Source organism: Acidovorax sp. LjRoot129 (genome assembly GCF_964253765.1).
Lineage (GTDB): Bacteria > Pseudomonadota > Gammaproteobacteria > Burkholderiales > Burkholderiaceae_C > Acidovorax.
In genome coordinates, this window is record NZ_CAXUSE020000001.1 from 4071309 (window position 1) to 4094881 (window position 23573).

23 protein-coding genes are annotated in these 23573 nt (G+C 66.6%); 9 read left to right on the forward strand and 14 right to left on the reverse strand.

Annotated features, from left to right (window positions below):
* Positions 1 to 76: 76 nt before the first annotated feature.
* Positions 77 to 1408, reverse strand: coding sequence for a phosphoribosylamine--glycine ligase (locus ACSQ3Q_RS18645; RefSeq protein ID WP_436135821.1), 1332 nt, complete (start codon positions 1406 to 1408; stop codon positions 77 to 79).
* Positions 1405 to 2367 (reverse strand): methyltransferase, encoded by a 963-nt coding sequence (locus ACSQ3Q_RS18650; protein ID WP_436135822.1) that lies wholly within the window; start codon positions 2365 to 2367, stop codon positions 1405 to 1407. Before ACSQ3Q_RS18650 ends, ACSQ3Q_RS18645 begins: the two co-directional genes overlap by 4 nt.
* A 353-nt stretch (positions 2368 to 2720) precedes the next feature.
* Between ACSQ3Q_RS18650 and ACSQ3Q_RS18655 the strand changes: the two genes are divergently transcribed.
* Positions 2721 to 3050 carry a KGG domain-containing protein gene (locus ACSQ3Q_RS18655; RefSeq protein WP_436135823.1) on the forward strand — a complete coding sequence of 110 codons (330 nt, stop codon included), beginning with the start codon at positions 2721 to 2723 and terminating at the stop codon, positions 3048 to 3050.
* A 354-nt stretch (positions 3051 to 3404) separates the two neighbouring features.
* Positions 3405 to 3833: a hypothetical protein gene (locus tag ACSQ3Q_RS18660; RefSeq protein ID WP_436135824.1), complete on the forward strand. Its 429-nt coding sequence runs from the start codon at positions 3405 to 3407 to the stop codon at positions 3831 to 3833.
* 118 nt (positions 3834 to 3951) lie between these two features.
* On the opposite strand, the gene serS is transcribed toward ACSQ3Q_RS18660, so the two are convergent.
* Positions 3952 to 5274: a serine--tRNA ligase gene (serS, locus tag ACSQ3Q_RS18665; RefSeq protein WP_436135825.1), complete on the reverse strand. Its 1323-nt coding sequence runs from the start codon at positions 5272 to 5274 to the stop codon at positions 3952 to 3954.
* A gap of 155 nt (positions 5275 to 5429) precedes the next feature.
* Positions 5430 to 6374: a threonine/serine dehydratase gene (locus ACSQ3Q_RS18670; protein ID WP_436135826.1), complete on the reverse strand. Its 945-nt coding sequence runs from the start codon at positions 6372 to 6374 to the stop codon at positions 5430 to 5432.
* A gap of 195 nt (positions 6375 to 6569) precedes the next feature.
* On the opposite strand from ACSQ3Q_RS18670, the gene ACSQ3Q_RS18675 reads away from it, so the two are divergent.
* A complete protein-coding gene (locus ACSQ3Q_RS18675) occupies positions 6570 to 7256 on the forward strand; it encodes a CBS domain-containing protein (protein ID WP_436135827.1) in 687 nt (228 codons plus the stop codon).
* A 129-nt stretch (positions 7257 to 7385) separates the two neighbouring features.
* On the opposite strand, the gene ispH is transcribed toward ACSQ3Q_RS18675, so the two are convergent.
* Both ispH and ACSQ3Q_RS18685 read right to left on the reverse strand, forming a co-directional pair.
* Positions 7386 to 8381, reverse strand: a complete 996-nt coding sequence (gene ispH / locus ACSQ3Q_RS18680) for a 4-hydroxy-3-methylbut-2-enyl diphosphate reductase (RefSeq protein ID WP_436135828.1) — start codon at positions 8379 to 8381, stop codon at positions 7386 to 7388.
* Entirely contained in the window at positions 8381 to 8845 is a 465-nt protein-coding gene (locus tag ACSQ3Q_RS18685; protein WP_436135829.1) for an FKBP-type peptidyl-prolyl cis-trans isomerase, read from the reverse strand. Before ACSQ3Q_RS18685 ends, ispH begins: the two co-directional genes overlap by 1 nt.
* A gap of 353 nt (positions 8846 to 9198) precedes the next feature.
* Here ACSQ3Q_RS18685 and radC point away from each other — a divergent pair, with 353 nt between their 5' ends.
* Both radC and ACSQ3Q_RS18695 read left to right on the forward strand, forming a co-directional pair.
* The gene (gene radC / locus ACSQ3Q_RS18690; RefSeq protein WP_436135830.1) at positions 9199 to 9912 is read left to right on the forward strand and encodes a RadC family protein; all 714 of its coding nucleotides are present in this window, start codon (positions 9199 to 9201) and stop codon (positions 9910 to 9912) included.
* 338 nt (positions 9913 to 10250) lie between these two features.
* Entirely contained in the window at positions 10251 to 10892 is a 642-nt protein-coding gene (locus ACSQ3Q_RS18695) for a Smr/MutS family protein (RefSeq protein WP_436137032.1), read from the forward strand.
* Between the two features lie 288 nt (positions 10893 to 11180).
* On the opposite strand, the gene ACSQ3Q_RS18700 is transcribed toward ACSQ3Q_RS18695, so the two are convergent.
* The 7 genes from ACSQ3Q_RS18700 to ACSQ3Q_RS18730 form a co-directional block, all read right to left on the reverse strand.
* Entirely contained in the window at positions 11181 to 13244 is a 2064-nt protein-coding gene (locus tag ACSQ3Q_RS18700) for a bifunctional 2',3'-cyclic-nucleotide 2'-phosphodiesterase/3'-nucleotidase (RefSeq protein ID WP_436135831.1), read from the reverse strand.
* A gap of 84 nt (positions 13245 to 13328) precedes the next feature.
* The gene (locus ACSQ3Q_RS18705) at positions 13329 to 13580 is read right to left on the reverse strand and encodes a DUF7661 family protein (protein ID WP_436135832.1); all 252 of its coding nucleotides are present in this window, start codon (positions 13578 to 13580) and stop codon (positions 13329 to 13331) included.
* Between the two features lie 13 nt (positions 13581 to 13593).
* Positions 13594 to 14007 (reverse strand): GFA family protein, encoded by a 414-nt coding sequence (locus ACSQ3Q_RS18710; RefSeq protein WP_436135833.1) that lies wholly within the window; start codon positions 14005 to 14007, stop codon positions 13594 to 13596.
* 113 nt (positions 14008 to 14120) lie between these two features.
* Positions 14121 to 14594, reverse strand: a complete 474-nt coding sequence (locus tag ACSQ3Q_RS18715) for a RidA family protein (RefSeq protein ID WP_436135834.1) — start codon at positions 14592 to 14594, stop codon at positions 14121 to 14123.
* Between the two features lie 150 nt (positions 14595 to 14744).
* Complete coding sequence (locus ACSQ3Q_RS18720) at positions 14745 to 15836, reverse strand: M48 family metalloprotease (protein WP_436135835.1); 1092 nt, start codon at positions 15834 to 15836, stop codon at positions 14745 to 14747.
* 137 nt (positions 15837 to 15973) lie between these two features.
* A complete protein-coding gene (locus ACSQ3Q_RS18725; RefSeq protein WP_436135836.1) occupies positions 15974 to 16573 on the reverse strand; it encodes a LemA family protein in 600 nt (199 codons plus the stop codon).
* 522 nt (positions 16574 to 17095) lie between these two features.
* Positions 17096 to 17509, reverse strand: a complete 414-nt coding sequence (locus ACSQ3Q_RS18730; protein ID WP_436135837.1) for a group II truncated hemoglobin — start codon at positions 17507 to 17509, stop codon at positions 17096 to 17098.
* Between the two features lie 179 nt (positions 17510 to 17688).
* Here ACSQ3Q_RS18730 and ACSQ3Q_RS18735 point away from each other — a divergent pair, with 179 nt between their 5' ends.
* The 4 genes from ACSQ3Q_RS18735 (at position 17689) to ACSQ3Q_RS18750 (ending at position 20894) form a co-directional block, all read left to right on the forward strand.
* The gene (locus ACSQ3Q_RS18735; RefSeq protein WP_436135838.1) at positions 17689 to 18516 is read left to right on the forward strand and encodes an ABC transporter substrate-binding protein; all 828 of its coding nucleotides are present in this window, start codon (positions 17689 to 17691) and stop codon (positions 18514 to 18516) included.
* A gap of 192 nt (positions 18517 to 18708) precedes the next feature.
* The gene (locus tag ACSQ3Q_RS18740) at positions 18709 to 19407 is read left to right on the forward strand and encodes an amino acid ABC transporter permease (RefSeq protein ID WP_436135839.1); all 699 of its coding nucleotides are present in this window, start codon (positions 18709 to 18711) and stop codon (positions 19405 to 19407) included.
* Positions 19408 to 20154 (forward strand): amino acid ABC transporter permease, encoded by a 747-nt coding sequence (locus tag ACSQ3Q_RS18745; RefSeq protein ID WP_436135840.1) that lies wholly within the window; start codon positions 19408 to 19410, stop codon positions 20152 to 20154.
* Positions 20151 to 20894 (forward strand): amino acid ABC transporter ATP-binding protein, encoded by a 744-nt coding sequence (locus ACSQ3Q_RS18750; protein ID WP_436135841.1) that lies wholly within the window; start codon positions 20151 to 20153, stop codon positions 20892 to 20894. The genes ACSQ3Q_RS18745 and ACSQ3Q_RS18750 overlap by 4 nt, the downstream gene beginning before the upstream one ends.
* A 107-nt stretch (positions 20895 to 21001) precedes the next feature.
* On the opposite strand, the gene ACSQ3Q_RS18755 is transcribed toward ACSQ3Q_RS18750, so the two are convergent.
* Positions 21002 to 23521 carry an ABC transporter permease gene (locus ACSQ3Q_RS18755; protein ID WP_436135842.1) on the reverse strand — a complete coding sequence of 840 codons (2520 nt, stop codon included), beginning with the start codon at positions 23519 to 23521 and terminating at the stop codon, positions 21002 to 21004.
* Positions 23522 to 23573 lie beyond the last annotated feature (52 nt).

Genomic DNA, 23573 nt, shown 5'->3' on the forward strand with positions numbered 1-23573 from the left:
AGGTAGAGCCTTGAGGATGCGCCGGCCCAGGTGCCCCACCCATCGGGCCACGCCGCCTTACCGCGTGGGGCATCTCCTACGCCGTTTGCGGGCCCGCGGAGCCCAGCCAGCCCAGGCGCTGCAGGCGCGCCCACTCGCCCCCCTCCAGCCGGTCGCCGATGTCCCGCCGGTACCGGAGATTTGGCACCGCCACCGCCTGGGCCACACGCAGGGCCTCGGCATTAGCGCTCGACGGTGTCGGGCCACATCCGGTGGCGACGCCCAGGTACCCGCTCTGGCCGCTGGTGACCAGTTGGCCGCCCTCCAGGGCGACCTCCGCAAAATGAAGCGCACTGGCATCGGCCTGCGACAGCCCGGGCCGCAGGCAGATGGGCAGCCCTTTGGAGAGCGCCTCGTACCCGTACGAATAGGGAAAAGGCGGCACCGTCAACACCACGCCGGCGGCAAATCCGTCGCGGGTGCCAAACGTGAGTTCCTGTTTGCCCAGCAGCGTCCCAAAGATTTCGTCCCACGGCTGCAGGTGCAGGGCCTCGCAGATCGCAAAGCCTGGGTAGCCGAAGCGGCTTGTGAACTCCAGCGGCCACAGGCCGGCTTCGTTGGCGATGAGGTTCACGTTGATGTAGCCGCAGTAGCCGCCGTCGCGCAAGGCAGCGGTCAGGGGGGCGAGCACCGTATCGAAAAGGCGCCGCGAATGTCGGTAGGACACGATGGTGCCCATCTCGCCGGTGAGCTCACCGAGGTCGCCGGGGAAAAAGCGCTTGTGCTCGAAATCAATGCACGCCGGGGCCAAGAACACCTCGCCATTGAAGTACGCCCCCACGCCCACCTCCACGCCTTGCAGATGCTCCATGAGCACGAAGTCCGCGTCCGCAGCGTCGGGCGCTGCGTTTTGCGCGCGCTGGTAGTGCTGCAGCAGCGCGATCACATCCAGGCCGTCGTCCATCGACCCGACAAAGTTGCGGGTGCGCAGGGCGTTGGCACCATTGAGCTTGAGCACGTACCGCGCCGGGTGCTGCCGCACAAAATCCACCGCGGCGGCGTAGTCGCGAAAGACATGGCTTGCAGCGGTGCGCATGCCCGCCGCGCGCAGGGCCGCCTGCCCGAACTCGCGGTCGCCTTCGAGCCGGTCTCCAAAGGCGCTGCCGCCGATCACGTTGAAGCCCTCGCGGCGCAGCGCGTCCTGGGTCTCTCCGTCCGTCGCGCCTTCAAACAGCAGGATGCCGTCCTGGCCCGCTGCGCGCAGCCAGCCCAATTCTTGCTGCCAGTCGTCGGTGGTCGTCAGCATGCCCGCGAACACATCGCGGTAGGCCGGATCACGCACAAACACGCGCACGTCGTGCCCCCGCCGCGCCAGGCCCCAGTACATGGCGGCCAGGTCGTTGGTGTCGCCGACGCCCAGGAATCTCATGGCTTGCGCACGGTCAGTGCCACGGCAGCGATGCGGTCCACATCGGCGTAGGCGCTCTTGTGCAGCTCTTCGCCAAAAACGTCGGGGTCGAGCTCCTCGTAACTCCACACGCAGTCAGAGTCCGAGAGGTGGGTGCGGCACGCGGTCTGCAGCGAATCCACGCCCCCGGCAATGGCTGCGCCGGTGTACAACACCAGCCGCCCCCCAGGCGCGAGCCGCGGCAAGCCTTCCCGCAGGATGCGCAGGGACAGGTCCTCGCCCCAGCGTCCACCACCGTGGCGGTACAGGCGCTGGGCTTCGTCGTTCAGGTACGGCGGGTTGGCAACCACCAGGTCGAAGTCGCCCGTCACGGCGCTGAACAGATCGCCCTGTACGAACCCCACACCCGCCACGCCTGCCAGCGCCGCGCTGGCCCGGGCAAACACCAGGGCCGTGGCGCTGATGTCCGACAGAATGACCCGGGGCTCAAGCCGGCTCTGCGCCGTCGCAGCGACCAGGCCCCCCGCGCCCGAGCCACACCCCACATCCAGGATGCGGGGCCGCGCACCCAGGGGCCGCTTGGCCAGCTCACGCTGGATCAGCGTGGCGAAACGGTAGGTGTCGGGCCCAAGGAACACCGACTCGTTCTGGTCGGTCGGAAACGACGAGTGGGCAAACAGCAGCGTGCCGATGGTGGAATACCGGACTGCCGCCCGAAACAAGCCGTCAGCGGTGGGGCTTGCCAAGGCCGCGTCCTGCAGCCAGCCCATCACCTCGCCGGGCAGCAGGTCTTTGGCAAACGGTACGTTCCACCCGAAGACATCGCGAAGATCCCTTGCAGGGGCGGTGCCACGGCGGCCGAGCACCACTGCATGGGTGGCCGGCGTGACGGTGGTGAATTCGTAGCGCTGCGCTTGCAGCCATTGCCCAACGCGTACCAGCGCGGCCGTTTGAGCATCACCCCCTCTGGTGGAGTCCATGTGCATTCCTTGTGTGCTTGTGGTTGTGCAGGACCTTGTGGCGCAGTGGTGAGCGACCAGACTGCGGAGCGCTCACGTTAAGCAACTCTGCCGCAGCGGCGTGTAAGACAAGGGACAAGCTTGGAGCCTGCACCGCACGCGGCCCTACATAGCGGCCGATAGTGAATCCCCAATTCGCCAATACAACTGCCGCTGAACGCAGCGACGGCACGATGTGAGCTGGTGCCGATGAGTTAAAGAGGTCCTACGCCGGCGTAGTACGAAACCTACTTGGCGCTTCGCAACCCATCTTGAAACTGCAGACACACACGAAGTTGGTCGTGTGTTTTTTCCAACCACTTCAGGAGATAAAGATGGCCAATAGCAAGGACAACCAAAACCAGAACAGCGGCGGGAACAACCAGTCGGGCAAGTCGGAACGCGGCTTCGCATCCATGGACAGCGAACGGCAACGCGAAATTGCCGCAGAGGGCGGTCGTGCGGCCCATGCCTCAGGCAACGCACACGAGTTCAATTCTCAAGAGGCACGGGAAGCGGGCTCCAGAAGCCACAGCGGTGGCAGCAACAGCACGTCCAATTCCGGTTCGAATTCTGCTTCGAACTCTGCCTCAGGCAACACGCGCGGGGGCAGCAGCGAGCAGCATGCCCGCGCCGGCAGCCAAAGCCGCAAAAACGATCGTTGATCTCGTCTGAACGAACGGGAATCGAAGCCCTCTGGGACTTCGATTCCCGTTTTTACGTGTCCAACGCCGAAGTCAGTCGATCCCCCTTCGCGGTACAACGCACCACAAGCTGTTTCGGGCTGTCTCGACTACAAAAGACTCAGATCGATCCTACGCAGCCCCCGACGTTCCCGTCCAACACTTGCTCTTTAGCTTTAACCGGGTCATGGCCAGGGGCGGTTGGAAGAATTCGGCGGATCGCCCCTTGGCAAAGTGCTTGCCAGACCCCTTCTCTGCGTACAGCAAGATAGAAGGGAGAGTCGGCAAGAGTTCATTCAGCAACTTCAAAGCAGCATCCCATCGAGAGGTACGCACGTGACTGCTCTAGAACCCGCATCGCGGGGCATCAATTTATCCAAGCCCCATACATTTCTTCCCGAATGGGAGCACTACGTCGTGAGCAAGGTCAAACATGTGCGCGCTGCCATGTTGTCGGGCCTTGACCCTTTTCAAGACGATTCTTTCGTCGTGCCCTATGCCACCGGCTTCCTGGAGTTGACCGGGATGCGCGCAGGCGCGCACAAGACCCTGCTCAAGATCGGGTTTACCGACTCGCTAGATTTGCCTCCGCCCACATTTCGCTTGTTTGACAACGAAGCGGTGGGCACGCTCATCATGTCGTCGCATTGTTTTGCGCCCGCGCTGCAGTTCGCCAATTCCGCAATGGCGCATTTCCGCATTGGCGGCGATGGGCGCCGCAATGCGCTGGCCACCGACATGGCGTTGCTCAACACGCCGGCCTGAGGGAGCCTCCGCCCGCGGCACAAAAGCGGGCGTTCACTCAGACCTCGGTTTGCCGCGCTGGCGCACTCAACTTGGAGTGCGCGCGCGCGCAGCAACCTCGGCCCACCCGTCCACCCCGTCAGGCAGTTGCTGCCAGAACCTCCGTGCCGCCCATGTAGGGTCGGAGAACGGCTGGAATCTCGACGCTTCCATCCGCGCGCTGGTAGTTCTCCAGCACCGCCACCAGCGTGCGGCCCACGGCCAGGCCCGAGCCGTTCAGGGTATGCACCAGTTCGTTCTTGCCCTGGGCGTTTTTGAAGCGCGCTTGCAGGCGGCGGGCCTGGAAGGCCTCGCAGTTGCTCACCGAGCTGATCTCGCGGTAGGTGTTCTGCGCGGGCAGCCACACTTCCAGGTCATAGGTCTTGGCAGCGCCAAAGCCCATGTCGCCGGTGCACAGGCTCATCACGCGGTACGGCAGGCCCAGCTTTTGCAGCACGGCTTCGGCGTGGCCGGTCATTGCTTCCAGCGCTTCGTAGCTTTTGTCGGGGTGCGCGATCTGCACCATCTCAACCTTGTCGAACTGGTGCTGGCGGATCATGCCGCGCGTGTCGCGGCCGTAGCTGCCGGCTTCGGACCGGAAGCACGGCGTGTGGGCCGTGAGCTTGATGGGCAGCTCCGATTCGGCCACGACCACGTCGCGCACAAAGTTGGTCAGCGGCACCTCGCTGGTGGGGATGAGGTACAGCGCGGCGTTGTCGGGCACTGGCTCGCCGTCCTGGCCACCCTTCTTGGCGGCAAACAAATCGCCTTCAAACTTGGGCAGCTGGCCTGTGCCCTTGAGCGAATCGGCGTTCACGGCGTAGGGCACGTAGCACTCGGTGTAGCCGTGCTCCTGCGTCTGCACATCCAGCATGAACTGCGCAAGCGCGCGGTGCAGGCGGGCAATCGGCCCCTTCATCACGGTAAAGCGCGAACCCGAGAGCTTGACGCCCATGTCGAAATCCAGGCCCAGCGGCGTGCCCACGTCCACGTGGTCCTTCACTTCGAAATCGAAGCTGGCGGGGGTGCCCCAGCGGCGCACTTCGACGTTGCCAGCTTCGTCGCTGCCCACGGGCACGCTTTCGTGCGGCAGGTTGGGCACCGCGACCAGCATGGCCTGCAGTTCGGCCTGAATTTGCTCCAGGCGGGCGGCTGATTGTTCCAGCTCGGCCTTGCCCGCAGCCACCTGGGCCTTGATGGCTTCGGCACCGTCCTTGTCGCCCCGGCTCATGAGCATGCCGACCTGTTTGGACAGCTGGTTGCGCTGGGCCTGCAGCTCTTCGGTGCGGGTCTGCAGCTTCTTGCGCTCGGACTCCAGGCTCTGGAACGCGGAGACGTCCAGGAAAGCCTGGGGCTTTTTGCGGGTTTCCAGCCGCGCGATGGCGGTGTCGAGGTCTTTGCGGAGGAGAAGAATGTCAAGCATCGCTGGATTTTAGACCCCCCCTGAGTCGAGAAATCCTATCCCCCCTGAGTCGCTTCGCGCCTTCCCCCGGAGGGGGACGCACCCGGTGGCCCGGCAAAGCCGGTTCCACGGGTGCACTGGCGCAGCCAGCGCCAGTTGCGTGCGCCAATCTCGGCCTAGCTCAGGCTTGCAGGGTCAAAGTTGGCACCGCAAAGAATGAGGGCCACCGTCTCCTGCGGCTCAGGCCGGTAGACGCCGGTTTGCAACGCCGCCAGGCCCAGCGCGGCCGCGGGTTCCACGGCAAGCTTGAGTTCTTTCCACAGCCACAGTTGGGCCGCGCGGATGGCGTCATCGGGCAGCAGCAGCGCGTCGTGCACATGGCGCTGGCTCACTTCCCAGCCGAGGGCGCCGATGCGCCGGGCGCCCAGCGAATCGGCAGCGATGCCGCCGACCTCCACATCCACCGGCTCGCCCGCCGCGCGCGCGGCGTGCAGGGTGGGGGCGCGTTCGGGCTCCAGGGCCGCCACGTGGGCGCGGCTTTCGACCCACGCGGCCACGCCGCCGATCAGGCCGCCGCCGCCCACGCTGACCAGCACCGTGTCGGGCAGGCGGCCACCCTGCTCTTCCATCTCCAGCGCCAGGGTGCCCGCGCCCGCCACCACTTCGGGCTGGTCGTAGGCGTGGGCCTGCAGCGCGCCGGTGGCCTGCTGCCGGGCCACGCAGGCCTCAAAGGCCTGGGAGTACACGGCGCCCGTGACGACCACCTCGGCGCCGAGGGCCCGCAGGCGTGCGCGCTTGGCTTCGGGCGAGACCTCGGGCACAAACACCTCGCAGCGCACGCCCAGCGCCTGGGCGGCTGCCGCCACGGCGATGCCGGCGTTGCCGCCGGACGCAATGATCACGCCGCTCGCGGGCACCGTGTGGGCCAGCAGGCGGTACAACATGCCGCGCGCCTTGAAACTGCCGCCCACCTGCAGGTGCTCGAGCTTGAGCCAGACCTCCGCACAGTCCACCCCCAACGATGCGCCCGGCAGGCGCAGCAGCGGCGTGGTGCGCAAAAAGCCGGGCTGGCGGGCGTGGATGTGGCGGCGGGCGTCGGCAATGGCGGCGCGATCGATCATGCGGAGACTCCAGGGGGACCAAAAGGCGAGGCAGGCAGTGTAGGCGCTGGAAAGTCCCCGCCATCACCACACCACCGCTGCCAATACCCTTGCCCGCAACACACCGATACACCACCGCCCTGCGCCAGACCACCGAAGCTGCCGATAACATGGAAAGGCCCGCTGCTCGGCGGGCGCGCCAGCAGGAGGCACCTCATGTTCTTTGTGTTCGGCCCATCAGGGCAGATGTACCGGGGCGGGCCGGAGAACCTCTCGCACGTGGCCCCGGTGCGGCGTGTTCAGCGGCCGCAGGCACTGCACACCCGCACGCTCGATGCGCCCGACGAGCCCTTCCTGCCAGTCTCACCCCAGTTCACGCCACCCACCAATCTGCGCCTGCAGGACGCGGTCAGCGCCTATGCCCAGGTCGAACAAGGGCCCCAGCTGGCGCGCCAGCCGCTGACCAAGGTGAGCGATGTGATGACGGCCAATGCCGTGAGCGTGCCGCCGGACGCGCTGGTCAACGACGCCTGGCAGACCCTGGCCGAGCACAAGGTGGCCCAGGCCCCCGTGGTCGACGCGCAGGGCCGCGTGGTCGGCCTGCTGCTGCGGGCCGACATGGCGCCGCTGGACCTGCTGCCCGAGCCCGGCGCGGTGCAGCAGGCGATCGACCTGGCCCGCCGCCCGGTGGCTGAAGTGATGGTGAGCCCCGTGCCCACCGTGGCCGCCGACACCGAGCTGCGCCGCGTGGCGGCTGTGCTGCTGGAAACGGGCCTGCCCGGACTGCCGGTGACGGACGATGCGGGCGCGCTGGCGGGCTTTATCTCGCGCACCGACATCCTGCGCGCCGTGGCGGCCGACCCGCCGCTGGACCTGTGGAGCGGGCAAGCGATGCCGCTATGACGGCTTGGACATCACCGATTTGGCATCAAAATGGCCTCTAGCGCTTGATACATAAGCGCTATAAGCTATTAATTTAGGAGCAAATGCCCCGCAGGCCGCAAGGGACCGCCCTGCATCGCTCCCCGAGCCTCAATGCGCCGCAGGTCCGGTCTCGGGCGTGCGCTCGCGAATCTCCAGCCCCGTCGCCGCGTCAATGCGCAGCCCCTTGGGCAGCGGGAACTTGATGGTCTCCTCGATGCCGTCCATGCTGCGCACCGACACCGCGCCCAGCGCCTTGATGCGGTCGATCACCTCGCGCACCAGGATCTCGGGCGCCGACGCCCCCGCGGTCAGGCCCACACGCTGGGCCCCGTCAAACCACTCGCCGCGCAGCTCGTCCGCACTGTCCACCATATAGGCAGTGGTGCCCAGTTTGGCGGCCAGCTCGCGCAGGCGGTTGCTGTTGGAGCTGGTGGGGCTGCCCACCACGATCACAACATCCACCTGCGGGCTCAGCACCTTGACGGCATCCTGCCGGTTCTGCGTGGCATAGCAAATGTCCTGCTGCTTGGGCTCGCGCACCTGCGGAAAACGCGCACGCACGGCGGCGCTGATCTCGGCCGCATCGTCCACGCTCAGCGTGGTCTGCGTGACGACGGCCAGCTTGGCGGTCTGCATGGGCTGCACGCGCGCTACGTCGGCCACGTCTTCCACCAGGTGGATGCCGTGGTCAAGCTGGCCCATGGTGCCCTCGACCTCGGGGTGGCCCTTGTGGCCGATCATGATGAACTCGTAGCCCTCTTTGGCGAGCTTGGCGACCTCGACGTGCACCTTGGTCACCAGCGGGCAGGTGGCGTCAAAAATGCTGAAGCCGCGCGCCACGGCCTCTTGCTGCACCGCCTTGCTCACGCCGTGGGCGCTGAAGATCAGCGTGGCGCCGGGCGGCACGTCCGACAGCTCTTCGATAAAAATCGCGCCCTTGGCCTTGAGGTCGTTGACCACATAGGTGTTGTGCACGATCTCATGGCGCACGTAGATGGGCGCGCCAAATTTTTGCAGTGCGCGCTCCACGATTTCAATGGCGCGGTCCACGCCGGCACAAAAGCCGCGCGGCTCGGCCAGCAGGATCTCTTGCGGGGCCTGCATCACAGAATCCCGATCAGTTCGACTTCGAACGTCACCGGCTGGCCCGCCAGCGGGTGGTTGAAGTCAAACAGCACCGCGCCGTCTTCGCGCACCTGCTGCACCGCGCCGGCGTAGCTGCCCTGCCCGTCGGGCGTGGGGAACTGCACCACGTCGCCCACGCTGTAGCGCTCGTCGGGGTCGCCCAGCTGGTTCAAGAGCTTCTTGGCCACCCACTGCTGCATGTCGGGGTTGCGCTCGCCAAAGGCCTCGCCCGCGGGCAGATCAAAGGTGGTGCGGGTGCCTTCGACCAGGCCCAGCAGGTGCTGCTCCATCGCAGGCGACAGCTGGCCCCCGCCCAGGGACAGCGTGGCCGGCTTGTCGGCAAAAGTGTTGATCACATCCCCCGCCGGGCCGGCCAGGCGGTAGTGCAGCGTGAGGAAGGAGCCGGGCTGCACAGTGGGAAGGGAAGCGTCGATAGAGGTCATGAAAGTCCAAAGAGCGTGTTTTGCACTTTTACGTGCCCACGAAAGCCGGGAAAAGGCCCGGCCACTAGGCGCAGAACGCGCCACGGTATCCATACCGCAAGCGGTTTGCAACAACGTGGCCGGGCCTTTTCCCGGCTTTCCCAGAGGGTTGAGCCCAAAGGCCAGCACTCGCGGCGTTGCAGCCCTTGCCAAGGCCCCGGCCTTGGCGGCGGTCCGCGCCTTGCGATCACTAACCTTTGGACTCAACGTGGGTACGTAAAAGTGCAAAACACGCTCTAAACTGATCTGTATTGTAGAAAACCGGGCATAGCCCTACGCCGTCGACCCCTGACGGGCGTCAAAGACCCTGCGCCATGCCCCTCAAAGACCTGCCTGCCGACGCCCAACCGCGCGAAAAGCTCCTCGCGCGCGGCCCCGCTGCGTTGGCCGATGCCGAACTGCTGGCCATCCTGCTGCGCACCGGCATCGTGGGCAAGGGCGTGCTGCAGATGGCGCAGGAGCTGCTGGACCCTCCTTCCATCGACACCGCCACCGGCAAGATCACGGGCGGGTTTGGTGGCATTGCCGGCCTGCTGCACACCAGCGCCACGGACCTGGAACGCATCAAGGGCCTCGGCCCCGCCAAACGTGCCGAGCTGGTGGCGGTGTTGGAGCTGGCGCGCCGCGCCCTGGCCCAGCAGCTGCGCGAGCGCGAGGTCTTCGGCTCGGCCGACGCCGTCAAGCACTACCTGCAGCTGCACCTGGCCGCCAAGGGCCACGAAGTGTTTGCGGTGCTGTTCCTCGACGCGCAAAACCGCCTGCTGGCCATGGAGGAGCTGTTTCGCGGCACGCTCACGCAGACCAGCGTGTACCCGCGCGAAGTCGTGCTGCGCGCGCTGCACCACCAGGCCGCTGCCGTGGTGCTGGCCCACAACCACCCAAGCGGCAGCGTCGAGCCCAGCCGCGCCGACGAGGCGCTGACCCAGACGCTGAAAACCACGCTGGCCCTGGTGGACGTGCGCGTGCTCGACCACGTGATCGTCGCGCCCGGGCAGGCGTTGTCGATGGCGGAAAAGGGGTTGGTGTGATGCCAGCGGCACCCCCGCCACCGTCACCTCCGGCGCCCTTCACGGCGCTGCAGGCCGCGCTGGCCCGCGCTACACGCGCCGGGCGCGGCCCTGGCGCAGGTGCCAGCGATGGCCTGGCCAGCACATCCCAACCGGCACCCGATACCACGCCCGTCGCCAGTACCGTGCCCCGCGGGGCACGGCGTGCAGCCGTCACCAGCCAACGGGCCGCGGCCAAGGCGGCCCAGCGCCCGCTGCAGCCACCCCGGCCGCCGGGTTTGGCATCCAGCGCGAACACACCAGCCACACCCGCACCGCGGCGCCGCGCGCCACCGGCCCCACGCAGGGCGGGTGAACGCATCACGCAACTGCAGGACCTGGCCACCGTGTCCCGCCGCCTGCGCGAAGCCCAGGAGCGCGCCGAGGCCGAAGAAAAAGCCCGCCGCGAGGCGGCAGCACGCCAGGAGGCCGAGCGCCACCTGTTCAGCCGCAGCGTGGGCGAGGTCACGCCCCTGCGCAACCTCAATCTGGCGCGCCTGCGCCGCCGCCTGCCGCCGCCCCTGCCGGTGCAGCACTGGCTGGACGAAGAGCGCGTGCTGCTCGAATCCATCAGCGACGACTTTGATGTGAGCACACTGCTCGACACCGACGACCAACTGAGCTTTCGGCGCCCCGGCATTGGGGTGGAGGTGACGCGCCGCCTGCGCTCGGGCCACTGGAGCATTCAGCGCCAGCTGGACCTGCACGGCCTGCGCGTGGACGAGGCGCGCGAGGCGCTGAGCGACTTCATCCGCCACGCCCACAAAACCGGCCTGCGCTGCGTGCGCGTGGTGCACGGCAAGGGCCTGGGCTCGCCGGGCAAAAGCCCCGTGCTCAAAAGCCGCGTGCAGCGCTGGCTGGTGCAAAAGAACGAGGTGCTGGCCTTTGTGCAGGCCCGCCCCATGGACGGCGGTGCGGGCGCGCTGGTGGTGCTGCTGCAGCCCGTGCTGCACCGAAATTGAGGCAAAAAATAGCCTCTAGCGCTTACTCCACAAGCGCTAATAGCTATTAAATAAATAGCAAATCAGTAAGGCTGGTAGCCCGCCTGCAAAGGCCGGCATGGGGAGCGAGGGGGAGTTCCTGCGCACCCGCTGCAGCGCGGGCGACTTGTGGCTCGGGCGGCCGGCTGCTTGGTAACGGCTAGCAATAGCCACGGCCATTGTTTCGCTTGCACCTCGCCTTGCAGCCCGCCCCGACCCGCAGCGCCCGCTGGCAGATCGGTCCGTGCAGAAGCTCCCTCAGCCATTCATCTACTTCGACAGGTCAACCGCGTACTTCGACGTGCCCTTGCCCGAGCCGTCATCGGCCGCCACCAAGGTCACGTTCGACAGGCCCGCCGCCTGCGCCACGCTCAGCCCATTGGCGCCCGAGCTGAACACCACCGGCCCGGCCACCGTGGCCTTGGCAAAGCGCCAGCTCTTGGCCGCGCCGTTGCCCGTGCGGGTCACGGCCGGGTTCTTGCGGACGTACTCGATCACCACGTCGCGGTTGGCGTCGGGCGACGCCCAGATGGTGCCCGAGCCATCCAGTTTGTCGATGAAGCTCTTGCCGCTGGTGGCGCGGTAGTTGTTGGTGGCGATCACAAACTCCTGCGCCACGTCGATGGGCTTGCCCAGGTAGGTGAGGTTCTGGATGCGGCTGCCCACAGGCTTCGTCACGTCGATCTCGTACTGCACATCGGCGGTCGTGAACATGTCGAAGTTGTAGCCCGGGAAGGTGCTGATGAGCTGCTGCTCGCCGGTCTTGGCGGGGTCGATCTGGTTGAAGCGCTTGGCGGCGGCTTCCAGCCAGTTCTTGATGTCGCCGCCGTTGACCTTCACCGCGTACACCGTGTTGGGGTACAGGTACAGGTCGGCCGCGTTGTTGATGGCCAGCGGGCCCACGGCCACGTCGGTGTAGTCGGCGCCGCCCTGGAAACCGCTCTTGAATGGCGCGCTCACGGACAGCACGGGCAGCTGCGCATACTGCGGCAGGCTGGCCTTGAGGTACGCGGCCACATAGGCCTGCTGCGCCTGGTTCACGATCTGGATCGCGCCTGGGTCGCCCACATCGGCAAACAGCGTGCTCATGCGGAAGTCCGTCTGGCCGATGGGCGTCTTCACGTACTGGATGGCCGCCTGGTGCTGGGTCTCGATCAGCGGCGCCACGCTGGCGTCCGCATCCACCGTCACCGTGGTGCCCGCCGCGTTCTTGCTTTGGATGTTGCGCAGCTCGGACTTGCTGGCCGCCTTGTTGACCGTCCACTTGGCGCCATCCCACTGCAGCGCCAGCTGCACCACGCCCAGCGACTTGCCCCAGGAGCTGGCCATCACGGCAGGCACGCCGTTCACGGTGCCGGCCTTGTGGTCCACGCCCGGCAGGTTGAAGCCTGGCGTGGCCGCCGTGTCAGGGAACACGCCGTGCTGGTGCCCCATCACCATCGCGTCGATGCCTGGGACCTTCGACAGGTAAAGCCCAGGGTTCTCCATGGTGGCGGAATACGCCGCACCGTCCATGCCGCCGTGCAGCAGTGCCACCACGATGTCCGCGCCCTTGGCGCGCAGCTCCGGCACGTATTTGGTGGCCGCTTCCACCGCGCCTTCGGTGGTCACCTTGCCTTCCAGATAACGCTTGTCCCAGTTCATGATGCCGGGCGTGGTAAAGCCGATCACGCCGATCTTGATGGGCAGCTTCACTTCCTTGCCGTCAGCGCCCTTAGCCGTCAGCGTGCGCTCCAGCACCGTGTATGGCTGCACCAGCGGCTTCTTCGTCTTGTTGCTGGTCACATTGGCCAGCACCATCGGGAAGCCCGCACCCACGCACTTCTTGCTCGGGTCCACGCCGTCGACATCCAGGCCACCACCCAGCACCTGGTTCAAGAACGGCAGGCCGTAGTTGAACTCGTGGTTGCCCAGCGTGCCGGCATCAAAGCCCAGCGCGCCCATGGCCTTGTACATCGACAGCTGCTGCGTGCAGGCAATGGGGTTGATGGTGGCTTCGTAGTCGGCCAGCGCCGTGCCCTGGATGGTGTCGCCGTTGTCCACCAGCAGCGTGTTGGCAAACTCCTTGCGCGCCGCGCGCACCAGCGTGGCGGTGCGCTCAAAGCCGTAGCTCTTGTCCTCGGCCAGCTTGAAGTAGTCGTAGCTGCGCACGTTGAAGTGCAGGTCGGTGGTCTCCAACACGGCCAGCGTGGCGGTGGCGCCTGCATTGGCATTGTTGTTGTTACCACCGTCGCTGCCGCCACAGGCCGCCAGCGATGCGGCGATGGCCACCACGCCCCAAGTGGCGGTGCGGCGGGAGACGAAAGTCAGCTTGCTTAGATTGCGTCCAGACATGAACAAGGCCCTTGTTGAAACAAGGGACCGAGTGTCTGGTGGGGGTTTGACAACGGTGTGACGCGGGCAAAGCCCTGCCACGCCTCAGGCAATGCGGTGCACGTCGCCGTTGTGGGGGGACGCACTTTCGTGGAACAGGTCTTCGAGGAACTGCGCGAGTTCGTGCTCTTCCACAAAGTCGGGGATCACGAAACCCGACGGAGTCCGTTTGCCGTCGCCGCCCACCCGGTAGGCCTGCCACAGCGCGCCCTCGCGCCGCACTTCGACGATGCGGCCGAAGACGTTGAAACGCGGGTACGCAGGGGTGGGGCTGCTGGGGGTCGTCGGCGTGTTCATGGCTTGGTACTGGCTATTCCTCGGCAAGCTGCGGGTATCCATCGCAAATCTCCACCCACGCGGCCTTGGAGCCTACATAGATGTGCTTTTGCGGCGGCGAGTCGAACGGGGTGTCGAGCGTGCCCAAAGGCACGGCCACAAGATCGGCATAGGCACCCTCGCTGTGCCACAGCAGCGGCGACCCGCAGCCCGAGCAGAACTGCCGCGTGACCTGGGACGAAGAGCGATAGGTGCGCAGCAGTGCCTGGCCCGACACGAAGCGGTGGTGCTCGCGCCGGGCGTTGCCGTAGCTTGCAAATGCCGCGCCGTGGGCCTTGCGGCACATCGAGCAATGGCAATGCGACGACGCCCGCAGCGGCCCGGTGACTTCATAACGCACGCCGCCACACAGGCAGCTGCCGCGGTGTTGCACGACGGGTTCGTCCATGGGGTTCTCCAGTGAATGGGGGGCCGGGATTCAAGCGCGGGGTCTGCCACTTGTGGTGCGCGCCGTGTGGGGCTGCGGTCACCCGGTAGCCGATCAGGCAGTCAACGCAAATTCTACGGAGCCACGGACGCAATCAAATCCACCTCGACCGTCGCATTCTTGGGCAACTGCAGCACGCCCACCGACGTGCGCGTGTGCGCGCCGGCCGTCCCCAGCACGGTGAACAACACCTCCGACGCGCCATCGGCCACCTCGCTTTGCTGCGTGAACGTGGGGGCCGACTGCACATAGACGGTGATGCGCAGAATCGACTGCACGGCATCGAGCGAACCCAGCGACCGCTGCAACAGCGCCAGCGCGCGCATCACGCAGACCTTGGCGGCCTTTTGCGCGTCGACCAGGCTGGTGGCGGCGCCCGCAGCGCCCGTCACCACCACGGTGTCACCCACCCGCGGGATTTGCCCGCTCAGGTAGATGTGGTGGCCGTCGCGCACCAGCGGCACGTAGTTGCCGCCAATCTTGATATCGCCGTCGAAGCTGTAGCCCAGGGCCTGGGCTTGTTCTTGAAAACGGGCGTCACGGGACATGGAAAACCTCGGCCATTAAAAGGCCACCACTATGCCATCCGGTCGCCTGCAACGGCCGCAGCCCCCACCAGCGCACCCGTGGAACTGGCTTCGCCAGGCCACCAGGTGCGTCCCCCTCTGGGGGAGGCGCCGAAGGCGACACAGGGGGAGTCACATATACCGCGCAAAGGGGTCGACCAGCGAAGCCAGCGTCGCACCGGCTGGCTGGCCGGCGCTGTCCGCACGCCAGGCGGGCTCGGGCGCTGCGGCCACGGGCGTGACCTTGATCGGCTGCATGCGGCGGCCATACACGCGCTGCACGCGCTCGTCGAGCGTGGGGTGGGTGTCGAGCCAGCGCTCCATGCGCCCGCCACCGCCCACATCCACCAGCAGCATGTGCTGCACCGACGGATGGCCGAGGCCCGTGTGGCTGTGCTGCTCGTAGCCGCGCGGGGTGTCCCGGCGCTGGGCCATGACTTTGCGCAGCACGCCGCCCAGGCCGTCCTTGCTGCGCGTCCACTGCACGGCGCGCGCATCGGCCAGGTACTCACGCTGGCGCGACACGGCGGCCTTGAGCATGCGGCCCGTGAGCCAGCCCGCAAAACCCGCCAGCATGATGGCCGAGCCGAACCACCATGAAAGACCCCGGCGCTCGCGCAGCGTGTCGCCAAAGTTGTAGACCAGCTCCAGGCCGAACACCATGCCCGCCAGTTGCATCTTCAGGCGCGTGTCGCCCTCGTGCAGGTGCGACAGCTCGTGGGCGACCATGCCCTGCATCTCTTCGCGGTTCAGGTAATCCAGGGCGCCTTGCGTGACGGCGATGACCGCATCGCTCTCGTCCCAGCCGGCGGCAAACGCGTTAATGGCGTCAGTGCGCGGCATCACCATGATCTCCGGGCGCGGCATGTGGGCTGCAATGCACAGCTCATCGACGATGTTGGACAGGCGCTGCTCGGCATGCGAGAGCGAGGGCCGCAGCTCGCGCGCACCCACACGCTTGGCCAGCTTGACGCCGCCGGCGCGCAGGTTGGACGTCTCCACCCACCAGCCGCCCAGCACCAGCATGAGCGACACGCCCACGTTGGCAGCCAGAAAACCCTGGGGGAACGGCAACCGCACGGGCAGCAGCACGGCCATCAGCCACCAGGCCAGCGCCAGCGCGGCGTGCACGGCCACCACCAGCACGGCCACCGACAGGGCAAAACCCAGCAGAAGGCGGCGCGTTTCGCTGCGCGCGTCTGCCTGGTGATCCCAGAACTTCATGCAGCTCCCTCCGTCTTGTTAGAACCCATGCGCAAGCCTCCCGCGGACCTGCCAGCGCACCTGTGCAACCGGCTCTGTTGCCACCGGGGGCGCCCCCTTGGGGAAGGCGCCGCAGGCGACTCAGGGGGCCCAAAAATTCAGGAGGTGAACCGCACCTGGGGCGCAGCGCGCTCTTCTTCGCTGCGCGTGGATTCGAGCATGGGCGCTGGCGCAAAGCCCAGCAGGCGCGCAACAACGAGGTCCGGAAACTGGGTGGCGGCGTCGTTGAACTCGAGCGCCTGGTCGTTGTAGGCCTGTCGCGCAAAGCCCAGGCGGTTTTCGGTGCTGGTGAGTTCTTCGGACAGCGACTGCATGGTGGCGTCGGCCTTGAGCTCGGGGTAGCTCTCGGCCACCACCATCAGGCGGCCGAGGCTGCCGCCCAGCACGCCTTCTGCCGCGGCGAGGGCGCCCATGGCACTGGCGCTACCAGGCTCAGCACGCACGGCGGCGGCGGCGCCCTGCGCCTGGCCCCGCGCCCGGATCACGGCTTCGAGCGTGGCGGCCTCGTGGGCGAGGTAGCCCTTGGCGACTTCCACAAGGTTGGGGATCAGGTCATACCGGCGCTTGAGCTGCACGTCGATTTGCCCAAACGCGTTGGCGATGCGGTTGCGCAATTGCACCAGCCGGTTGTAGACGCTCACGCCCCACACCACCAGCACAGCAATCACGCCCAGAACGATCCAAGCAGTAGCTGACATGTCCCACCTCCGTTGTTGTGAATTAGTGGGCGAATCTTAGTGGGGCGCCCTGGCGCAGAGCCCTATATATTGCAAAAGGTAGGGATTTAGAGCCAAAACAGGCCCCAGCGCTTGTTCTATAAGCACCAACAGCTATCAATAGCGTAGCAATCGGCCGCCACTGGCGCAGCCCAGGCGAGCGCACCCGTGGAACTGGCTCCGCCAGGGCACCGGGTGCGTCCCCCTTCAGGGGGAAGGCGCCGAAGGCGAGTTAGAACCTGTTCAAAATCTTTTCGGGGATCGCGTTGGAGTGCAATCGGTATGAGTGGATGCTTCGGATGTGCCGCATGGGCTCATGCCCATGCAAGCAGCCGGGGCGTCCAATCACCCGATTTCACTTCAACCCTTCGGGCAAGCGCCTTGCCGGGCCGTCTGCGGCGTTGCGGCGCTTGTTGATAGCTGGGCTATCAACTGCGCACCGCGCCTAGCATCCCCCTCCCGGCAAGGTGCTTGCGCGACCCCGAAAAGATCTTGAACAGGTTCTTAGGGGGTGCCCTTGTTCCTCATCCAGTCCGCCGTGCCCATGAAGCTTTCCTTGAGCCGCGCACGCAGCGCCTCGGGCACGCCGGTCTCACCCATGGCCTGGTCCATACACGCCACCCACTGGTCGCGCTCCTTGATGCCGATGGAAAACGGCATGTGCCGCATGCGCAGGCGGGGGTGGCCAAAGCGGCTTTGGTAGTGGTCGGGGCCACCCAGCCAGCCGCAGAGAAACCAGAACAGCTTTTGCCGCGCCTGCGCGAGCTCGCTGCCGTGGGCCGCGCGCAGTTCGGCGTAGCCAGGTTCCAGATCCATGAGGTCGTAGAAGCGCTCGGTGAGGGCGTGCACGCGGTCTTCGCCACCGATCCATTCAAAGGGTGTGGCCGCAGGGGCCGCGGTGTCGGGTGTGTCGTTCATGGGATTGAAGGGCTTGGCGAATGCAAGCGCGTTTAGCGAGTTTGATTATAAAAAAACCGATGTTCAGATCTGGGCGTTGGATCAGTAGCCTTGGGATCTTCAGGGCACGGGGCTCTGTCCTGTCATGTCGGTCATGCGGCATTCCCGGTCCATCCTCATCATTGTCTGGAGAAAATTCGATGCGCATCCGTTTCATTGCCTCCCTGGTCGCCGCGGCCTTCGCCGTGTCGGGGGCCGCCCACGCCGACCAACTGGCCGACATCAAGAAAAAGGGCGAACTGGTCGTGGGCGTGCTGGGCACGGACGAACCCAACAGCTTCATCGACCCCAAGACGCGCGAGTTGATTGGCTACGACGTGGACCTGGGCAAGGCGATTGCCAAGAAGATCGGCGTCAAGCCGGTGTTCAAGCAACTGGCCGTGGCCGCGCGCATCCCCGAGCTGCAGCAGGGCCACGTGGACATCCTGGCCGCATCGCTCACGCACAACAAGGAGCGCGAGGCGCAGATCGACTTCTCGCTCACCACTTTTGTCACCGGCCAGAAGGTGCTGGTGAAGAAGGCCAGCGGCATCAAGGACGTGGCAGACCTGGCCGGCAAGCGCGTGGTCACCGTAAAAGGCGGCACGCAGGAACCCAATGTGCGCAAGGCGGTGCCTACCGTGGACGTGGTGACGTTCGAGACGACCCAGCAGGCCTTTTTGGCGCTGCAGCAGGGCAAGGGCGTGGGCTACGTCAACGATGAGTCCTCGCTGATCGACGACTTCGCCAAGCTGGGCGAGCGCAACAAGGACTACGCCATCTTGCCCACCAACCTGAGCGTGGAGCCGCTGGCCCTGGGCATCAAGAAGGGCGAAACCGCCGTGAAGTCCGTGGTGGACGAGACGCTGCGCGAACTGGAGAAGTCGGGCGAAGCCGAGAAGATCTTCTTCAAGTGGTACGGCCCACAGACCAAGATCAAGTTCACCACCCGCCCCTTCAAGTTCGAGTCGGACAAGATCGACGGTTGATGGTGGGCCGCGATCGCCGCGCCACCACCTCTGCGCCGCTGGTGGGCGGGGTTCGCGAGAAAGCCGGCGCCGTGGTCGCGGGCATTGATGACACGGCTAGCCCCGCCTGCGGCGCAGCACCCTTGCTCCAGCCCTGCAGGCCCTCCCCGCTGCAGCGCGCCGGCCGAGTACCGTCTTCCCCCTTGGGCATGCATGCCACTGTTTGATTTCTCCCTCCTGCTGAGCGGCCAGTACCACCTCATGCTGGTGGGCGGCTTGTGGCTGTCGCTGCAGCTGCTGGCCACATCGCTGGTGCTGGCCCTGCCGATGGCCCTGGTGGTGGCGCTGCTGCGCCTGGCACCGGTGCCGCCGCTGCGCTGGGCTGGCTTTGTGTTTGTAGAGGGCCTGCGCAATGTGCCGCTGCTGGCGCACATGCTGTTCTGGTACTTCGGCGCGCCCGAGCTGCTGCCCGAAGCGTCCAAACAATGGCTTTACGACAGCGGCCATGCCGAGGCGGCCGCCGCCATCGTCGCGCTGTCGCTGTACACCGCGGCATTCATGGCCGAGGACATCCGCAGCGGCATCCGGTCCATCCCCCCCGTGCAGATGGAGGCAGGCCGGGCGCTGGGCTTTGGCTTTTTGGCGACCATGCGCCGCGTGGTGCTGCCGCAGGCGCTGCGCATCACGGTGCCGCCGCTGATCTCGCAGGCCCTGAACCTCTGGAAGAACACCTCGATAGCCACCGTGATCGGCGTGGCCGAGCTGATGTACCAGGCAGCCAAGATGGAAAGCGCCACCTTCCGCAGCGTGGAAGCCTTTGCCTTCGCGAGCATGGCTTACCTCACGGTGTCACTGCTCATCACCGGCTTGGCGAGCTGGTACCACCACCGCTATCCGGTCCGGACGATCTAGATGCTGGAATTGATCAACACCTACTGGCTGTATTTCCTCGTCGGCCAGTATCCCAACGGCGCGCTGGGCGGCCTCGCACTGACGCTGGTGTTGGCGGCTGGGGCCCTGGTGCTGGCGCTGCCGCTGGGCGTGGTGTTGGGCCTGGCGCGCGTGAGCCCGTGGCGCGTGGTGCGCTGGCCGGTCACGGGCCTCGTCTTTGTGGTGCGCGGCACGCCGCTGTTGATGGTGATCTTCTGGGCCTACTTCTTTTTGCCCAGCGTGACGGGCGTGAAGACCGGCCAGTTCACCACCATGCTGCTGGCGCTCGTCATCTTCAACGCGGCCTACCTGGCCGAGATCGTGCGCGCCGGCATCGTCGGGCTGCCGCGCGGGCAGATGGAATGCGCGCGGGCCCTGGGCCTGCCCTACGTGCACGCCATGCGCCTGGTGGTGCTGCCGCAGGCACTGCGCAGCATGCTGCCGTCGCTGGTCAACCAGTTCGTCTCCACCATCAAGGAGACCTCGCTGGGCTACATCATTGGCCTGACCGAGGTCTCGTTCATCGCCACCCAGATCAACACCCAGGTCTTCACCCGGCCGGCCGAGGTGTTCGGCACCCTCGGCCTCACCTACTTCGTGCTGTGTTTCGGCCTCTCGCGCCTGGCCTATGGGCTGGAGCGCCGGCTGGCGCGGCGTGCACCACAAGCTTCTACCGGCAGCACTGCGGCTGCGCCAACCGCAGCAACAAACGCAGCAGCAACAACATGATCGAACTGCACAACGTGAACAAGTGGTACGGCAGCTACCACGCCCTGGTGGACGTGAGCGAAACCATCGAGCAGGGCGAGGTGGTGGTGGTCTGCGGGCCTTCGGGCTCGGGCAAGTCCACGCTGATCCGCACGCTCAATCGGCTCGAACCCATCCAGGGCGGGCGCATCCTGATCGATGGGCACAACATCTACGGGCCTGGGGTGGACGTGAACACGCAGCGCTCGCGCATCGGCTTTGTGTTTCAGCAGTTCAACCTGTTCCCGCACCTGTCGGTGCTGGACAACTGCACCCTCGCGCCCATCCAGCTGCGCGGCCTGTCGCGTGCGCAGGCCGCGCAACGCGCCATGGCGCTGCTCGAGCGCGTCGGGCTGGCGCACAAGGCGAACGCCTGGGCCAATGAGCTGTCAGGCGGGCAGCAGCAGCGCGTGGCGATTGCACGGGCGCTGGCCATGGAGCCGCCGCTGATGCTGTTCGACGAGCCCACGAGTGCGCTCGACCCCGAGATGGTGGGCGAGGTGCTGGTGGTCATGCGCGACCTGGCGCGTGATGGCATGACCATGGTCTGCGTGACTCACGAGATGGGATTTGCCCGCGAGGTGGCCGACCGCGTGCTCTTCATGGACGAAGGCCGCGTGCTCGAACGCGCCATGCCGGCGGACTTTTTCACCCGCCCGCAGCACCCGCGCGCGCAGCAGTTCCTGTCGGACATCCGCACGCCGTTTGCCAAGGCGGCGTGAAGCGGCCGGCGGGCGCGCCCAGCGCATGGTGTGCGGCGCAAATTTGAATCAAATAGGGCCCTAGCGCTTTATATATATGCGCTTATAGCTATCAAATAAGGAGCAAACTACTCCGATGCGCGGCGCAGCGTGTCCACCACCGGGCGCAGCAGCACCTCGCGCAGGCCCCACCAGCCCGCGGCCAGTGCCAGTACCGCCCCGGCCAGGGCGCCTGCCAGCGGCACCCAGGGCGACGCAGTCCAGGCGAAGTCGAACACGAAGCGCGCCAGCGCCCAGCCCACGCCCACCGCCACGCTGCTGGCCAAAAATCCGGCGAGCAGGCCCACGCCCATCAGCTCGGCACGCTGCACCTGCCGCAGCAGGCTGGCGCGGGCGCCCACGGCGCGCATGATCGCGTACTCGCGCGCACGCTCCTCGCGCGTGGCGGTCACTGCGGCAAACAGCACCACCAGCCCCGCGGCCAGCGTGAAGGCAAACAAGAACTCCACCGCACGAATCACCTGGTCAAGCACGCGCTGCACCTGGTTGATGGTGGCAGCCATGTCCACGTTGGTGATGTTGGGGAATTGGCGCACCAACGCGTTGTCGAAGCCGTGGGCCTCGGGCGCGCGGTAGGCGGCCAGGTAGGTGACGGGCACGTCCTTGACGCTGGCCACCGGGTACATCACAAAGAAGTTGGCACGCATCGAGCCCCAATCCACCTTGCGCAGGCTGGTGATGCGCGCCTCGTTCGGCACGCCGCCCATGTCGAACTGCAGGCGGTCGCCCATCTTCAGGCCCAGGGTTTCGGCAATGCCTTCCTCCACGCTGATCGCGCCCTCCTCGCCCGCGGTCCACTGGCCGGCCACGATCTGGTTGTGGGGCGGCGCCTCGGTGGCGTTGGAGAGGTTGAACTCGCGGTCGACCAGGCGCTTGGCGCGGTCGTCGGTGTAGTCGGCCGGGCCCACGGGTTTGCCATTCACGGCCAGCAGGCGGCCGCGGATCATCGGGTACCAGTCGTACTTGGCCACACCGCCGTCCTTGAGCGCCTGCTGAAACGCATCGGCCTGGTCGGGCATCACGTTGATCACGAAGCGGTTGGGCGCATCGGGCGGCGTGGCCTTGCGCCAGCTGTCCACCAGGTCGGTGCGCAGCAGCACCAGCAGCACCAGCGCGAGCAGGCCCACAGCCAGGCTGCTGACCTGCACCACGGCATACGCCGGCCGCGCAGAGATCTGGCGCGTGGCCAGCACCAGCCAGCGCGGCGCGGTGGCTTCGTTCACGCTCCTCCTCAGCAGCTTGACCGCCACCCAGGCCAGGCCCGAAAACAGCAGCACGGCGCCCGCAAAACCGCCCACGGCGATGAGGCCCAGCTTGATGTCGCTGCTCACGGCCAGCAGCAGCGCGGCAAAGCCGGCGATGCCGATACCCAACACGGCCAGCGATGCCGGCTTGAGCCCGCCCACGTCGCGGCGGATGACGCGCAGGGGTGGCACCTGCGCCAGCTGCAGCACCGGCGGCAGGCCAAACGCGAACAGCAGCGTGAGCCCCATGCCCAGGCCAAACGCCACCGGCCACAGGCTCGATGGCGGCAAGGCCGATTCGACCAGGCCCGCCAGCAGCAGCACAAAGGCGTAGTGCACGGCATAGCCAATCACCACGCCGAGCGTGCTGGCAAACAGCCCCACCAGCGCGAACTCGGTGGTGTAGGCGCCGGCAATGGTGCGCTGGCTTTGCCCCAGCACGCGCAGCATGGCGGAGGCATCCAGGTGTTCTGCGGCAAAGCCGCGCGCGGCCAGCGCCACGGCCACGGCCGACAGCAGTGCGGCCAGCAGCGCGACGAGGCTCAGGAATTTTTGTGCGCGGTCCAGCGTCTGGCGCATCTCGGGACGGCCGCTCTCCAGCGACTCCACGCGCACGCCGTGCACGTCAGGCTTCTTGATTTCGGCCGCGGCCCAGGTGTTGAAGGACTTGACGGCCTGCGCAGGGCCGGTGACCGCAAAGCGGTAGGTGAGGCGGCTGGCGGGCTGCACGAGTCCGGTGGCGGCCAGATCGGCTTCGTTGACCATCACGCGCGGTGCGAAGCTCATGAAGCCCGCACCCCGGTCGGGCTCGATGACGATGATGCGCGCGATGCGCAGCTGCGCGTCACCCAGCAACAGAAAGTCGCCCATCGCCAGGTTCAGCGATTCGAGCACCGGCGCATCGACCCAGACCTCGCCCTTGGCCGGAATGTCGCGCGTGGGCTGGTCGAGCGCGCCGGGCGCATCGGCCACCCGCAGGCTGCCGCGCAAGGGGTAGCCAGGTTGCACGCTCTTCAAGGCCACGAGCTTGCTGGCGCCGCCCTGCGCATCGCTGGCGCGGCCCATGGTGGGAAAACCCAGCGTGGTCACAGATTTCAGGCCCAGCGCCTTGGCCTGGTCCACAAAAGCCTGCGGCGTGGGGTTGTCACTGGCCACCACGGCGTCGCCGCCCAGCAGTTGCAGGGCATCGCGCTGCAGGCCGCCTTGAAGGCGGTCAGCAAAAAAGCCCACCGACGTGAGCGCCGCCACCGCCAGGGTGACGGCAACGATCAACAGGCGCAGCTCGCCCGCGCGCAGGTCACGGGCCAGGGTGCGCCAGCCCAGGCGCAGAAAAGACAGGTTCATGGCGTGGGACCTTATCGCAAAGAGAGCGGGCCGTCAGCCCGTGGGGTGTTTG

What these genes read in the sequence shown, in the direction of transcription:
- ACSQ3Q_RS18645 (WP_436135821.1), bottom strand. Translation starts at nt 1,408, where the DNA reads ATGAGATTCCTGGGCGTCGGCGACACCAACGACCTGGCCGCCATGTAC.
- ACSQ3Q_RS18650 (WP_436135822.1), bottom strand. Translation starts at nt 2,367, where the DNA reads ATGGACTCCACCAGAGGGGGTGATGCTCAAACGGCCGCGCTGGTACGC.
- ACSQ3Q_RS18655 (WP_436135823.1), top strand. Translation starts at nt 2,721, where the DNA reads ATGGCCAATAGCAAGGACAACCAAAACCAGAACAGCGGCGGGAACAAC.
- serS (WP_436135825.1), bottom strand. Translation starts at nt 5,274, where the DNA reads ATGCTTGACATTCTTCTCCTCCGCAAAGACCTCGACACCGCCATCGCG.
- ACSQ3Q_RS18670 (WP_436135826.1), bottom strand. Translation starts at nt 6,374, where the DNA reads ATGATCGATCGCGCCGCCATTGCCGACGCCCGCCGCCACATCCACGCC.
- ACSQ3Q_RS18675 (WP_436135827.1), top strand. Translation starts at nt 6,570, where the DNA reads ATGTTCTTTGTGTTCGGCCCATCAGGGCAGATGTACCGGGGCGGGCCG.
- ispH (WP_436135828.1), bottom strand. Translation starts at nt 8,381, where the DNA reads ATGCAGGCCCCGCAAGAGATCCTGCTGGCCGAGCCGCGCGGCTTTTGT.
- ACSQ3Q_RS18685 (WP_436135829.1), bottom strand. Translation starts at nt 8,845, where the DNA reads ATGACCTCTATCGACGCTTCCCTTCCCACTGTGCAGCCCGGCTCCTTC.
- radC (WP_436135830.1), top strand. Translation starts at nt 9,199, where the DNA reads ATGCCCCTCAAAGACCTGCCTGCCGACGCCCAACCGCGCGAAAAGCTC.
- ACSQ3Q_RS18700 (WP_436135831.1), bottom strand. Translation starts at nt 13,244, where the DNA reads ATGTCTGGACGCAATCTAAGCAAGCTGACTTTCGTCTCCCGCCGCACC.
- ACSQ3Q_RS18705 (WP_436135832.1), bottom strand. Translation starts at nt 13,580, where the DNA reads ATGAACACGCCGACGACCCCCAGCAGCCCCACCCCTGCGTACCCGCGT.
- ACSQ3Q_RS18710 (WP_436135833.1), bottom strand. Translation starts at nt 14,007, where the DNA reads ATGGACGAACCCGTCGTGCAACACCGCGGCAGCTGCCTGTGTGGCGGC.
- ACSQ3Q_RS18715 (WP_436135834.1), bottom strand. Translation starts at nt 14,594, where the DNA reads ATGTCCCGTGACGCCCGTTTTCAAGAACAAGCCCAGGCCCTGGGCTAC.
- ACSQ3Q_RS18720 (WP_436135835.1), bottom strand. Translation starts at nt 15,836, where the DNA reads ATGAAGTTCTGGGATCACCAGGCAGACGCGCGCAGCGAAACGCGCCGC.
- ACSQ3Q_RS18725 (WP_436135836.1), bottom strand. Translation starts at nt 16,573, where the DNA reads ATGTCAGCTACTGCTTGGATCGTTCTGGGCGTGATTGCTGTGCTGGTG.
- ACSQ3Q_RS18730 (WP_436135837.1), bottom strand. Translation starts at nt 17,509, where the DNA reads ATGAACGACACACCCGACACCGCGGCCCCTGCGGCCACACCCTTTGAA.
- ACSQ3Q_RS18735 (WP_436135838.1), top strand. Translation starts at nt 17,689, where the DNA reads ATGCGCATCCGTTTCATTGCCTCCCTGGTCGCCGCGGCCTTCGCCGTG.
- ACSQ3Q_RS18740 (WP_436135839.1), top strand. Translation starts at nt 18,709, where the DNA reads ATGCCACTGTTTGATTTCTCCCTCCTGCTGAGCGGCCAGTACCACCTC.
- ACSQ3Q_RS18745 (WP_436135840.1), top strand. Translation starts at nt 19,408, where the DNA reads ATGCTGGAATTGATCAACACCTACTGGCTGTATTTCCTCGTCGGCCAG.
- ACSQ3Q_RS18750 (WP_436135841.1), top strand. Translation starts at nt 20,151, where the DNA reads ATGATCGAACTGCACAACGTGAACAAGTGGTACGGCAGCTACCACGCC.
- ACSQ3Q_RS18755 (WP_436135842.1), bottom strand. Translation starts at nt 23,521, where the DNA reads ATGAACCTGTCTTTTCTGCGCCTGGGCTGGCGCACCCTGGCCCGTGAC.